Below are 12413 nucleotides of genomic sequence, written 5' to 3' on the forward strand. Positions count from 1 at the left end.
ATTTATGGAGTCGGCTAAAAATTTCAATCTGATGCAGGCGCTCAAGGAAAACGCCATCTATCTGGTGCTGCTGGTGTTGCTCATGGTCATCGTGATCCAGGAGCCCTCCTTCCTGAGCCTCACCAACTTCAGCAACATCCTGACCCAGTCCTCGGTGCGGGTCATCATAGCGCTGGGGGTGGCGGGTATCATCATCACTCAGGGGACGGATCTCTCGGCCGGTCGTCAGGTCGGTCTGGCGGCACTCATAGCGGCAACCATGTTGCAGGCGCTGACCAACGTCAACAAGGTGTTCCCGACGCTGGGGGAGGTGCCCATTCCTGCGGTGATCCTGCTGGTGTGTGTGGTGGGGGCGCTGATTGGTCTGGTCAACGGTCTGATCGTGGCCTACCTGAACGTTACCCCGTTCATTACCACCCTGGGCACCATGATCATCGTCTACGGTATCAACTCCCTCTACTTTGACTCGGTAGGGGCTTCGCCGGTGGCCGGGTTTGACCCTCGCTTCTCCAGCTTCGCCCAAGGGTTTATCCGGATAGGAGGATTCAAGCTCTCCTATCTCACCTTCTATGCGGCCATCGCCAGCGTCTTTGTCTGGGTGCTGTGGAACAAGACCCGCTTTGGCAAGAACATCTTCGCCATCGGCGGCAACCCCGAGGCTGCCAAGGTCTCCGGCGTCAATGTGGCGGTCAATCTGGTGATGATCTATGCGCTGGCGGGGGTCTTCTACGCCTTCGGCGGCATGCTGGAAGCGGGCCGGATCGGTAGTGCCACCAACAACCTCGGCTTCATGTACGAGCTGGACGCCATCGCGGCCTGCGTGGTGGGCGGGGTGTCGTTTGCCGGCGGGGTGGGAACGGTCGCAGGTGTGATCACCGGCGTACTTATCTTCACCCTGATCAACTATGGTTTGACCTATATCGGTGTCAGCCCTTACTGGCAGTTCATCATCAAGGGCGGCATCATCATTCTGGCGGTGGCATTGGACTCCATGAAGTACGCCAAGAAGAAATAACGATTGGCAGGGAGGGTTGGCGTTGCCAGCCCTCTCTTCTGGAGGGAACCCATGCCATTCAAGGTCAAGATTTACCTCTTGCTGCTACTGGCCATTCTGGTCACCATCGGCACCGCCGGGCTCAGCGTGAATCACTTCATCAGTGGCTATATTCGCACTCAGGCCACCCACAACATCACCGAGCAGATCACTCTGGTCAAAGAGAAGCTGGCCAGCGACATCAATCAGAAAATCCTGTTGGCCGCCAACCTCAACTTCGGGGTGACCAACGTCAAGAAGACCCTGCAAGAGACCGGCTTTCACAACATCGTCAAGGTGATCGGCGACATGGCCTTCGACGTGAGCGGGGTCATCAACGACAACGCCAAGGTCGATGCCCTGCGCAAGCTGATCCCCGCCGCCAACAACCAGATCACCGTCAGCCCGCTGCAACAGGTGGATGGCAAGCCGGTCATCACCATTCTGGTGCCGCGCGGTGCCGATTCCGCCTATCTCTACTACCTCGACATGAGCGAGTTCAAAAGCCTGCTGGAGAAGATGAGTGGCGATGGCCGCTACTTCTCGCTGGTCGACAGTCAGGGCAACAGCCTCTATGACAGCAAGCCGCAGGGGGAGAGCGAAGCGCGCCCCAACCAGCTGGATATTCGCGGCAACAGCTGGACCCTGACCGGCTACATCGACCTTGACTACATCCGGGCCATGACCCGAGCCCTCAACGGCCAGATCATCATGGCGCTGTGCGGCGTGGCGATTGTGGTGATGGTGCTGGCGATGCTGGCACTCAATGTGGCCTATCGCCCCATTCTCTCGCTGCGGGATCTGGTGCTGGAGCTCTCTCGCGGCAGCGGCGATCTCACCCGCCGACTGGCGGTAACCAGCAAGGATGATCTGGGCCAGATCTCGGCCGGCATCAACCGCTTTATCGAGCGGCTGCAGGAGATGATGGGGGAGGTGCGGCAGGCGAGCGGCCAGCTCAACAGTGGTATAGAAGGGCTGGCCAGCCAGACCGGCGCCGCCCAGTCTCTGCTGGCGGACCATGTGCGCGAGACCGAGCAGGTGGTGACTGCCATCAACGAGATGAGCCGCACCGCGGTCTCCGTCTCCGAGAGTGCAGCCAGCACCGCCCAGCTTACCGGTCAGAGCCAGCAGCTGGCGAGCCAGTCCCGTCAGGTGGTGGATCAGGCCATGGCCAGCGTGATGGCGCTGGTGGACGAAGTGGAAGCCACTGCCCGCTCCATCGAGGCGATGCAGCAGGATGTGCAGCAGATTGGCTCTGTGCTGGGGGTGATCGGCAGCATTGCCGAACAGACCAACCTGCTGGCCCTCAACGCCGCCATCGAGGCGGCCCGCGCTGGTGAACAGGGGCGTGGCTTTGCGGTGGTGGCAGACGAAGTGCGTTCCCTCGCGGCCCGTACCCAGCAGAGCACAGCCGAGATCCAGACCATGCTGGCCAGTTTGCAGCGGGGCACTCAAACGGTGGTGGATGCCATGGGCAACACCAAGCAGAGCTGTCAGGGGGCTGCCGAGAACACTACCAGGGTCAACGAGTCGCTGGATCTGATGGCAGGGGAAGTGGTGGAGATCAACGATCTCATCAGCCATATAGCCACGGCGGCGGAGCAGCAGAGCGCGGTGGCCGAAGAGATCAATCGCAACATGAGCGCCATCGCTGAAGTGATCCGCCAGCTGACCCACAATGGCGAAGCGACGGTCGCCAGCTCCGCGGCGATGCAGCAGACCTACGACCGGCTGCGGGAGATCGTGGGTCACTTCCGGCTGGAGTGAGGCCGGTGTTCAGTCAATAACAAAACAGGGCCATCCGGCCCTGTTGTTGTTTTCCTGTCTGCCTGAATCAACCGGCCTTGCGGCGCAGATAGACCCCGGCTTCCATGTGATGGGTCCAGGGGAACTGGTCGAACAGGGCGAAACGGGCGATTTCGTGGGTTTCGCCCAGCACGGCCATGTTGGCCTGCAGTGTCTCGGGGTTGCAGGAGATGTAGAGGATGTTGTCGTACTCCTGCACCAGCTTGACGGTGGCATCGTCCAGACCGGCGCGGGGCGGGTCGACGAAGATGGTGTTGCACTGGTAGCTCTTGAGATCGACCCCCTTGAGGCGGTTGAACTCCCGCTCGCCACGCATCGCCATGGTGAACTCCTCGGCCGACATGCGCAGGATGATCAGGTTGTCGACGCCGTTGGCGGCGATGTTGAACTGGGCGGAGTCGACGCTCGGCTTGGCGATCTCGGTGGCCAGCACCTTGCGGAAGTTCTGCGCCAGCGCGATGGAGAAGTTGCCGTTGCCGCAATAGAGCTCCAGCAGGTCCCCTTCGCTCCCCTTGGTCACATCCAGCGCCCAGGCCAGCATCTGCTCGTTGATGGCGGCGTTGGGCTGGGTGAAGCTGTTCTCCACCTGCTTGTAGATGAGCTGGCGACCCGCCACGTTGAGCTGTTCGATGACGAAGTCATCCCCCAGACAGATCTTCTGCTTGTGGGCGCGGCCAATCAATTGCAGCTCGAACCCCTTGGCGCGCAGATCGGCCTGCAGCACTTCGGCGGCTTGTTGCCATTCGGCCTCCAGCTTGCGGTGATAGAGCAGGCTGACAATGATCTGGCCGGACTGGGTGGAGAGGTAGTCAATCTGGAACAGCTTGCGGCGTAGCACAGGGTGCGGGCGCAGCCCCTCCAGCAGCAGCGGCATCAACTGGTTGATGAGGCGGCTGGCGGTGGGGAAGTGATCTATCTTGATGATCTCTTTGGTCGCCGGGGCATACATGCAGTGGAAGAGGTCATCCCCTTCGTGCCAGATGCGAAATTCGGCGCGCATCCGGTAGTACTCCGCCGGCGAGCTGTGTACTTCCAGCGCCGGGAGGGTGAAGCCGGCAAACAGCTCGGTGAGGCGAGCGCGCTTTTCGTCGAGTTGGGCCTGATAGTCGGCCGCGGTTCTGGGCGCCGGAGCGTTCGCGGAAGGCTGTTGGGACTGGGTCATAAATACCTCACATGCACACCGGCCGGGCCGGGTCGAAATCGGGGGAAGGCAACAGGCCACCCAAAGGGGCCCGATTTTAAAAGCCAGCGGCAGATTGTCCAGCATTTTGTGGTCAAGAAGTGTTCAGTCAGGCCGATAGCTGATCTACAGGCATGGTGGGAGGACACATTATGCAGATCGAAGGCGTGGGCGCAGCCCAACCCAAGGGAGTGGGTGTTTCTCCCAAATCGCCCCAACAGGCGGAGCAGAAACAGGTCAAGAGCGAGGAGGAGGTCTCCTTGCACAAGCCGCCCAAGTGGGCGCAGGTGCTGATCCAGCAGGCGTTGCAGTTCTCGCTGGAGATCAACGGCCAGGGCTATCAGGCGCCGAAGGTGAAAGAGCCTGAGGAGATCACCCCGGAGACCCTGTTCGACTTCCAGTCGGTGGCGGACAACGTGCTGCAGTTCGTGACCGGGCGGCTTGGTGCCGCGCGCGCCGATGGCAAATCCGACGACGACCTGACCGGGATGATGGAGCAGGCCCGCAAGGGGGTCGACAAGGGCTTTGAGGAGGCGAAGAAGCAGCTCGGCAAGTGGGCGACTGACAACGACGATATCAAAACCGGTATCGATCAGAGCTACAAGCTGATCCAGAAAGGGCTCGAGGAGTTCGAGAAGGAGTTCTTCGGCAAGATTTCTCCGACCGACATGGGACAGGCCGAGATGGCCAGTCGCCAGCAGGGTTATCTGGAGATCCAGACCAAGGATGGCGACAAGGTGGTGCTGCGCTTCAACGATAGCTGGCAGACCAAGTCCCAGACCAGCGAGAGCGGCAGCCAGTTCAGCCTCAAGTCGAGCCAGAGCTTCAGCTTCTCGCTGGAGGGGGACCTCAGCAGCGACGAGATGGAGTCCATCGGCAAGTTGGTCAAGGGGATCGACGAGCTGGCGGGGAACTTCTTCTCCGGCAACTTCGAGGATCTGCTGGACAAGGCGGGCGAGCTGAAACTGGATGACAGCCAGTTGGCCTCCTACTCCCTCAAGCTCAAGCAGAGCGTCAAGCTGAGCCAGACCTATCAGGGGGCCAGCTCCCTGCAGGATCTGATCAAGCCGTTTGCCGACTACCTGCCCAAGCTGGATCAGGTGCAGAAACAGGCGGATACCCTGCTGCCACCATCCCAGCAACAGGCGCTGACCCCGGCCGTGCTGGCCGCGAGAGGTGAAGAGGAACCGGCGCAGGTCGATCGCTTCACCAGCTTCAACCAGCGGATGCTGGAGGCGCTGCGGATGATCAACCAGTTCCAGCCCTCCACCGAGCCCGCCAGTAAGAACGCCTGAGCCACAGCGCGTAACGCAAGTAATGAGCAGCCGTTTGCCAGCCCTTCTCGGGGCTGGCAAACTGGCCTTTTCTCCAATCCGGTTGCCCCATGAACCCCAAGAAGCCAAGAGACAAGCGCGAGCTCTGCTACCCCTTTATCTTCGAAACCTCGTTCAAATGTGATTTTGAAATCGCCACCGACGAGCTCTGCTGTCAGGTCGGGGCCGTGCTGTCACACCTTGCGCCGGATGCCGATACCCGGCCCGTGATGGCGGATCTCGCGGCGTTGCAGCGGCTTATCTACAACCTCAACGGCTCGGTGCGCGGCAAGCTGGGGATCTTCGATGCAGACCTTGAGTGGCTCAAGGCCCGTTACGACCACTACAACGAGGCGAGTCGCGGCAGCGTCACCGGTTTCGTGCTGCCACAGGGGCCGCAGCCCATCCCCACCCTCCATCTGTGCCGTTGCGGCAGCAAGAAGGTGGTGCGGCTGCTGGTCCGGCTGGAAGAGAGCGGGGTGGCCTTCGATCCCATTCTCTATCGCTTCGCCAACCTGCTGGCCAACTTCTTCTTCGTGCTCACCGTCTACCTCAAGCAGCGCTGGCAGGTGCCGGAAGTGCCCTACGTCAGCATCAACTACTGATGGCGGCAGGCAAAGAGTCAAACGTCATGGTGGATTGAACGGAATAAAAAACCGGAGCCTTGGGCTCCGGTTTTGTTTTTCAGCGCGTCAGTTGCCCGCTCAGCTGGAGATCAGCACCCTCGCCGAGTTGGCGGGGATGGTGAGCTGTACCTCGCCCTGCACCACTTCAAACTTCTCACCGTTGAAGGCGTCGGTGAAGCGGCTGGCGGGGCTGGCGGTCTGCCACAGAGGCAGGCTGATGGTGCGCGGCTCGCTCGGATGGCGGTTGCAGGCCACTACCACCTGATCGCTTTGCAGGGTACGGGCGAACACATAGCTGTGGGGCCCGGCGTAGAGGGTCTGGATATCGCCACGGCGCAGGGAAGGGCGCTGGCGGCGGATCTGGATCAGCCGACGATAGTGGTCGTGCAGCACATGATCCCAGTCTGTGGTATCCCACGGGAAGCAGCGGCGGCAGTCCGGGTCGTTGCCGCCGGAGAGCCCCACTTCATCGCCGTAGTAGATGGAGGGCACACCGATATAGGTGAGCAGCAGAGTGGCGGCCAGCTGCATCCGCTGTTTGTCCTCTCCCAGCAGGTGGAGGAAACGGGCGGTATCGTGGCTGTCCAGCAGGTTGAACTGGGCCAGCTGGTTCTTGAACGGGATATGGGCCCGCGCCAGCTTGAGCCAGCGATCCAGCTCTTCGGCGCTGATCTTGATGGGGTGGTAGGCGATGTCCTGCCCCGCCAGGAAGGCGCGGACCGGGTGGGCGAAGCCATAGTAGTTCATGGCGCCATCCTCCTGATCCCCTTGCAGCCACTGGCTCGCCTCGAAGAAGTGTTCGCCGAGCACATAGGCGTCCGGGTTCTCCTGCTTCACTGCCCCGCGAATGGCGCGCACGTGACTGCGATTGCCCTCGGCGGTGCCGCGCTCGCCCAACATGTGGATGACGTCAAAGCGCCAGCCATCGATCTGGTAGGGGGCGCGCATCCAGTAACGGAGGATGGCGTCGTCGGCCCGATAGACGGCGTCCTGTACCTTCTCGCAGGAGAAGTCCAGCTTGGGCAGGCTGCGAATGCCCTTCCAGCTGACGTAATCCCCTTCTTTATCAAAGGTGTAGAAGCTGCGCCACGGGGAGTCCGGGTTGCTCTGGGCTCCCAGTGGCGGGCAGAACCAGGGATGCTCGGTAGAGGTGTGGTTGACCACCGCATCGAGGATGATCTTCATGCCGCGCTGGTGCAGGTTGCGGGTCAGCTCGGCGAACTGCTCGTTGCTGCCGAGGTGGGCATCCACCTTGAAGTAGTCCTGGGTGTCGTACTTGTGGTTGCTCGGCGAATCGAAGATGGGGTTGAGGTAGAGCGCCGTCACCCCGAGAGATTGCAGGTAGTGGAGCTTGGCATCGATGCCTGCCAGATCGCCGCCGTAAAATTCGCAGGCGCCGTGGCCCTCTTCGTGGCGACTGACCGGCTCGCCCCACGCCTTGCTGATCACCGCCTTGCCACGGTATTCGTACTCGTGATGCTTGACGCTCAGCGACGGATCGCCGTTGCAGAAGCGGTCGGGGAAGATCTGGTAGAACACCTGATCCTGCACCCAGGCCGGTGGCTGATGCAGGCTGTTGAAGCGAAAATGCTGCTCCCGTGGCGGCATGGACGCGCTGACGCCCGCCCCGTGCAGCCACCACTGCTCCTCGTCGGTGAGGCACTTGAAGCTGTAGAGGTGGATATCCTGTCCCTTGATGAGCGGCAGGGTCGCCTGCCACACCTGCAGCCGATCGCGGGTGGAGACCGCTGTCATCGGGATCAGGTACTCCTCGTTATCCGGCTCGTGGCGCAGCCACACCTCGCGGATCGGCGCATCCAGCTCGCTAAAGAGGGTCAATTGCAGTGCGTCGGCGCTCTCTTTGAACCAGGGCGCCACCTGGGGATGAAACAGAAACGGATGGGTCATGATGCTTATTGAGTCAGAAGATCGGCGAGGGCATTACCCTGTTCATGCAATGTTTCGAGCTGGCCTGCCAGCGACTTGGGATCCAGTCCCAACTGGTCGGCGAGCGGTTTGGGGAAGCGGGCGATGATGGCCTGGGCAGGCACGCCCGCGTTCCAGGCGAAGGATATAAACACGGCGAGGCGGATCAGCACCGCCTCCTTGCTGACCGGATCGTGGGAGAGCGGGTCAAGCTGTTGGGAGATGGCATCGACGAAGGCCTCGGAGAGGTTCCAGCGTCGCGCCAGCTCGGCACCGAGCTGGGCATAGTCGTAGCCCAGCATCTCCCGCTGGGCCTCGACCCGGCTGCTGCCGTTCTGGATCGCCATGTTGATGAGCTCGGCCTCTTCCGGCAAGGTGCTCTGGATAAGCAGTTCGCCGATGTTGTGGATTAGAGCGCAGGTGAAGGCGGTCTCGGGATCCATCACCTTGGCCTCCTGCGCCAGGGTCTTGGCGATGGTGGCGACCTGGAAGGTCTCGGTCCAGAACTTGTTCTTGTCGAAGCTGGGCGGGGCCTTGAAGGTGCCGATGATGCCGGAAGCGACCACCACGGAGCGCAGCCGGTTGAAGCCGAGCCGGATCACCGCCTGTTCGATGGAGGTCACTTCGTTGCCCCGGCGCAGGGCGGCCGAGTTGGCCATCCGCAGCACCTTGACGCTGATCACCTGATCCATGGCGATCTTGGCCGCAATCTCGTCGATGCGGGCATTCTCGTCGTTGAAGCTCTGCATCAACTCGTGCAGCAGCTTGGGAATAGTGGGGAGTTGTTTGATCTTGTCAAACAGGCGATCCATCGACATGGCTGAGGCAGCCTCCATTGCGAACTCTGCCTCATATTGTGCCACAGCCGGACAACATGTTCCTGTTTGTGATGCGGCTTTGTGAGCGCTAGAACACCCAGTCGCGCAAGGTGTATTCCAAACGGTGCTGTTTGCCCTGCAGGATCAGGTTCTGACTGGTACCGCTCAAGGTCGCCCCCTCGGTAAGGGTGGTCAGCACGGCCCGTTCGATAGTGTCGAGCGGTGGCATGCAGGCCATTTCGGTGCTGCCCAGACTGGTGACCCACAGTTTTTCATCTTCCAGATGGCCCTGACCGAAGTAGCGGTTGCAACCGGCGATGCCGTTGACGGTGAAGTGCTCGCCGATCTCGAAATCGGGGGGATTGTCGCGGGGGGCCTCGATCGGCTGGCCATCCAGTTTGCTCAGTACCCAGTGGTGGTGTTGCAGATCTTGCTGAACAAAGGCGGTCGAGCTGCAGCCAGCGAGCAGTAACAGGGGGATCAGCAACAAAAAGGGCAATCTGGGCATGAGGGGGCTCCGGTTGGGGGAGCGCCAAGAATACCCTTTTTGGGCAGTCGGGAGCAGCGTTGGAGAGGGGACGACCGACCGCTTCTGTCGCCCCTTGTCCCGCATGACTGTCGCTTAATGGCAACACACGGGTGATGTTGCCATCGATTTACGCTATCTCAGAGCTCAGTTGGCGAACAGCCGCTCGGCATAACGGGCAAGACCGGCGGCCACCGAGCCGAAGTCATCGCCCCCCTCAAGCGGGATGGACGGGAGCTTCTGGCGGATAAAGCTGGCGATCAGCGGCGAGCGGGCGCTACCACCGGTGACGAAGATGCGATCCGGCTGCACACCGGCGGCGGCAATCGCTTCGTCCATCAGCTCGCCAATCTTCTCCAGCAGCAGGGCCGAGGCGTTGGCCAGCTGTTCGCGGGTCAGTTCCGCTTCCAGCCCTTTTTCCAGCTCGGCCAGCGACTGGCGATTGAGCTCCTGCTCCGAGAGGGCGATCTTGCCCTGCTCGGCGCGCCACACCAGCTGGTGGCTCAGCTTGTGGGCCCGCAGGCTGGCCAGACGCCCCAGCTTGCTGCCGGGCTGGCTGTCGAGCTGCAGATCCTGCAGCTGGCGGGCGGTGTCGAGGCTGTAGAAGCGGCTCTGGGCGCTGACGTCGTTGATGGCGGCCGCATCCCAGAACAGCGGGTGGGGCAGCGGCTTGCCGGTCTTGAGGGTCTCGTGCATGCCGAGCAGCGGCATCATCCCCTCCACCGTCAGGCGGATATCGAAGTCGTTGCCGCCGATCCGCTGGCCGCTGTGGCCGAGCAGATCGTCGCTGCGATCCAGCTGATCGCGGTAGCCGGGGCCCATCCGCAGCATGGAGCAGTCGGTGGTACCGCCGCCGATATCCACCACCAGTACCACGGCGTCTTCGGTGAGGCGCGCCTCGAATTCAAACCCGGCTGCCACCGGCTCGTAGAGGAACTCCACCTGCTCGAAACCGGCCAGACGGGCCGCTTCGGTCAGGATGGCGATAGCTTGCTGGTTGCTCTCTTCCCCCGCCAGACCCTGGAAGTTGACCGGCCGGCCGATCACCGCCTGACGGATCGGGGCGCCGAGCTGCTGCTCCGCCTGCTGGCGGACATGGAGCATCATGGCGCAGACGATATCTTCAAACAGGGCGATCTGGGGAGCCTTGAGGCCATAGGCACCGAGGAAGGATTTCGGCGATTTGATGTAGTAGCCGTCGTCCGGCTCTTCCAGATAGCGCTCCAGTGCAGCGCCACCAAAGCTCAGCTCGTCGATCAGTCCCTCTTCGCGCATCTGGCGGCGAACCATCTGGGCACGGGTGACCACGGGGCCACGCAGCTTGAGGTACTCCGCCTGCTGGGCGGGGGCCAGCCCTTCGGCCAGCAGACCGGCGATAGCATCCCGGTGGGGGGCATGCAGGGTGGAGGGGAGATAGCGGGATGCGCCAAGATTCAGCAGCCTGGGGCTACCTTGTTCCATCACGGCCACGGCACAGTTGGAGGTGCCGTAATCAAATCCGATAAACATGGGCGCCAGACTCCTGAATAAAAAAGGGGGGCTAGCCTACCCGAAGGCGCCGGGTCTCACAACCCGGCGCGTGACGAAGAGAGGGCGAGCCCTTATTCCACTTCGTTGTCGCAACGGCCCTGGCTCTCGATGGCGCGGATATTGCCGAGGGTGGTATCGGCGATGGCGTGCAACGCCTCGCGGGTCAGGAACGCTTGATGGCCGGTGAACAGCACGTTGTGGCAGGCAGACAGGCGGCGGAACACGTCATCGGTGATCACCTCGTTGGACTTGTCGGAGAAGAAGAGATCCTCTTCCTCTTCGTAGACGTCCAGCCCCAGCGCGCCGATACGGGAGGTCTTGAGCGCCTCGATGGCGGCGTTGGAGTCGAGCAGGCCGCCACGGCTGGTGTTGATGATCATCACCCCGTCCTTCATCTTGGCAAATGCCTCCTTGTTCAACAGGTGGTAGTTCTCTTTGAACAGCGGGCAGTGCAGGCTGATGATGTCGGATTGGCGGAACAGAGTATCGAGATCCACGTACTCGGCACCCAGCTCGATGGCTGCCGGATTCTGGTAAGGATCGTTCACCAGCAGGCGAACCCCGAAGCCCTTGAGGATGCGCAGGGCGGCCAGACCGATCTTGCCGGTGCCGATGACGCCAACGGTCTTGCCATGCATGTTGAAGCCGACCAGCCCTTCCAGCGAGAAGTTGGCGTCGCGGGTGCGCTGATAAGCCTTATGGATGCGGCGGTTGAGGCACATCATCATGCCGACGGCGTGTTCTGCGGTCGCCTCGGGGGAGTAGGCGGGCACCCGCACCACTTTCAGCCCCAGCTCTTTGGCAGCGGCCAGATCCACGTTGTTGTAACCGGCGCAGCGTAGGGCAATCACCTGGGTGCCGTTGGCAGCCAGTTCGGTCAATACCTCGCGGTCGGCATCGTCATTGACGAACAGACACACCACCGGGAAGCCGTGAGCCAGTCGGGCCGTTTTAGCCTCCAGCCGCACATCGAAAAACTCCAGGTCGAAGCCGTACTGGCTGTTGGCCTGGTTGAAATGCTCTTTGTCATAGCTCTTGGTACTGAATACGGCGACTTTCATGGTATGTGCTCCGCAGCGTGTGTGTCGTCAAATTACAACAAAATGGGTCAGCTATCACCGGACAAACCGGCTGGTTATTGTCCCCACGGCATAATGGGAACGGCGCTGACTGCACTCTTGTACGAACCATCCACCAGTTTGGTGCTGTAGGTCAGGTAAACCAGTGCATTGCGTTTCTTGTCGTAAAAACGCACCACTTTCTGCTCCTTGAACACCAGCGAGGTGCTGACATCGAACACCTCTTCCCCCGCTTTCAGCTTTTCGGGCAGGGTGATGGGGCCGGTCTGGTGGCACGACAGGGAGGCGTGGGAGGGATCTTCCGCCAGTCCCAACCCGCCTTTTACACCACCTGTCTTGGGGCGCGCCAGATAGCAGGCGACGCCGTCGATGCGCGGGTCGTCGAACGCCTCCACCAGGATCTTGTGGTTGGGACCGAAGAGCTTGAAGGCGGTGCTCACTTCACCGACCGGGTCGGCCTTGTCGGCCAGTGCCGGGCCGGCAAACAGGGCCCCCAGCAGCAGGGGCAGGGCGCGGCGCAGGGCATTATGTCGCGTGTGGTTATGTGTCATGGTCTCTCCTGTTGGCCCGGCACTC

Annotated in this window: 11 protein-coding genes; 4 read left to right on the plus strand and 7 right to left on the minus strand. The window is 61.5% G+C overall.

All coding sequences use genetic code 11. From position 1 onward, the window contains the following. The first annotated feature begins 4 nt into the window (after positions 1-4). Entirely contained in the window at positions 5-1015 is a 1011-nt protein-coding gene (mglC, locus tag ACTG27_RS17485) for a galactose/methyl galactoside ABC transporter permease MglC (protein WP_005342585.1), read from the plus strand. A gap of 51 nt (positions 1016-1066) precedes the next feature. Further along, positions 1067-2800 (plus strand): methyl-accepting chemotaxis protein, encoded by a 1734-nt coding sequence (locus tag ACTG27_RS17490; RefSeq protein WP_439980063.1) that lies wholly within the window; start codon positions 1067-1069, stop codon positions 2798-2800. A gap of 67 nt (positions 2801-2867) precedes the next feature. Here the strand turns inward: ACTG27_RS17490 and trmA are convergent, their stop codons facing one another. Further along, a complete protein-coding gene (gene trmA / locus ACTG27_RS17495; RefSeq protein WP_042081769.1) occupies positions 2868-4001 on the minus strand; it encodes a tRNA (uridine(54)-C5)-methyltransferase TrmA in 1134 nt (377 codons plus the stop codon). Positions 4002-4171: 170 nt separating this feature from the next. On the opposite strand from trmA, the gene ACTG27_RS17500 reads away from it, so the two are divergent. Further along, on the plus strand, positions 4172-5314 hold the full coding sequence (locus ACTG27_RS17500; protein ID WP_439980065.1) for a DUF5610 domain-containing protein: 1143 nt from the start codon (positions 4172-4174) through the stop codon (positions 5312-5314). 89 nt (positions 5315-5403) lie between these two features. Then, a complete protein-coding gene (locus ACTG27_RS17505) occupies positions 5404-5937 on the plus strand; it encodes an ATP--cob(I)alamin adenosyltransferase (protein WP_439980066.1) in 534 nt (177 codons plus the stop codon). A 99-nt stretch (positions 5938-6036) separates the two neighbouring features. Here the strand turns inward: ACTG27_RS17505 and malZ are convergent, their stop codons facing one another. The 6 genes from malZ to ACTG27_RS17535 form a co-directional block, all read right to left on the minus strand. Continuing rightward, complete coding sequence (malZ, locus tag ACTG27_RS17510) at positions 6037-7866, minus strand: maltodextrin glucosidase (RefSeq protein WP_206876819.1); 1830 nt, start codon at positions 7864-7866, stop codon at positions 6037-6039. A 5-nt stretch (positions 7867-7871) separates the two neighbouring features. Beyond that, positions 7872-8720: an HDOD domain-containing protein gene (locus tag ACTG27_RS17515; RefSeq protein ID WP_064341032.1), complete on the minus strand. Its 849-nt coding sequence runs from the start codon at positions 8718-8720 to the stop codon at positions 7872-7874. A 70-nt stretch (positions 8721-8790) separates the two neighbouring features. Next, a complete protein-coding gene (locus ACTG27_RS17520) occupies positions 8791-9210 on the minus strand; it encodes an META domain-containing protein (protein ID WP_439980067.1) in 420 nt (139 codons plus the stop codon). A gap of 165 nt (positions 9211-9375) precedes the next feature. Then, complete coding sequence (gene yegD, locus ACTG27_RS17525; RefSeq protein WP_439980068.1) at positions 9376-10737, minus strand: molecular chaperone; 1362 nt, start codon at positions 10735-10737, stop codon at positions 9376-9378. A 92-nt stretch (positions 10738-10829) separates the two neighbouring features. Continuing rightward, entirely contained in the window at positions 10830-11819 is a 990-nt protein-coding gene (locus tag ACTG27_RS17530; RefSeq protein ID WP_005340720.1) for a 2-hydroxyacid dehydrogenase, read from the minus strand. A gap of 74 nt (positions 11820-11893) precedes the next feature. Next, the gene (locus ACTG27_RS17535; protein ID WP_317114270.1) at positions 11894-12388 is read right to left on the minus strand and encodes a CreA family protein; all 495 of its coding nucleotides are present in this window, start codon (positions 12386-12388) and stop codon (positions 11894-11896) included. Positions 12389-12413: the final 25 nt, after the last annotated feature.

It is taken from the genome of Aeromonas sp. 97A (genome assembly GCF_051919185.1).
GTDB classification, from domain to species: Bacteria; Pseudomonadota; Gammaproteobacteria; order Enterobacterales; family Aeromonadaceae; genus Aeromonas; species Aeromonas veronii.

Coding starts and splice junctions, on each gene's coding strand:
- mglC (WP_005342585.1), top strand. CDS start 5: ATGGAGTCGGCTAAAAATTTCAATCTGATGCAGGCGCTCAAGGAAAAC.
- ACTG27_RS17490 (WP_439980063.1), top strand. CDS start 1,067: ATGCCATTCAAGGTCAAGATTTACCTCTTGCTGCTACTGGCCATTCTG.
- trmA (WP_042081769.1), bottom strand. CDS start 4,001: ATGACCCAGTCCCAACAGCCTTCCGCGAACGCTCCGGCGCCCAGAACC.
- ACTG27_RS17500 (WP_439980065.1), top strand. CDS start 4,172: ATGCAGATCGAAGGCGTGGGCGCAGCCCAACCCAAGGGAGTGGGTGTT.
- ACTG27_RS17505 (WP_439980066.1), top strand. CDS start 5,404: ATGAACCCCAAGAAGCCAAGAGACAAGCGCGAGCTCTGCTACCCCTTT.
- malZ (WP_206876819.1), bottom strand. CDS start 7,866: ATGACCCATCCGTTTCTGTTTCATCCCCAGGTGGCGCCCTGGTTCAAA.
- ACTG27_RS17515 (WP_064341032.1), bottom strand. CDS start 8,720: ATGGAGGCTGCCTCAGCCATGTCGATGGATCGCCTGTTTGACAAGATC.
- ACTG27_RS17520 (WP_439980067.1), bottom strand. CDS start 9,210: ATGCCCAGATTGCCCTTTTTGTTGCTGATCCCCCTGTTACTGCTCGCT.
- yegD (WP_439980068.1), bottom strand. CDS start 10,737: ATGTTTATCGGATTTGATTACGGCACCTCCAACTGTGCCGTGGCCGTG.
- ACTG27_RS17530 (WP_005340720.1), bottom strand. CDS start 11,819: ATGAAAGTCGCCGTATTCAGTACCAAGAGCTATGACAAAGAGCATTTC.
- ACTG27_RS17535 (WP_317114270.1), bottom strand. CDS start 12,388: ATGACACATAACCACACGCGACATAATGCCCTGCGCCGCGCCCTGCCC.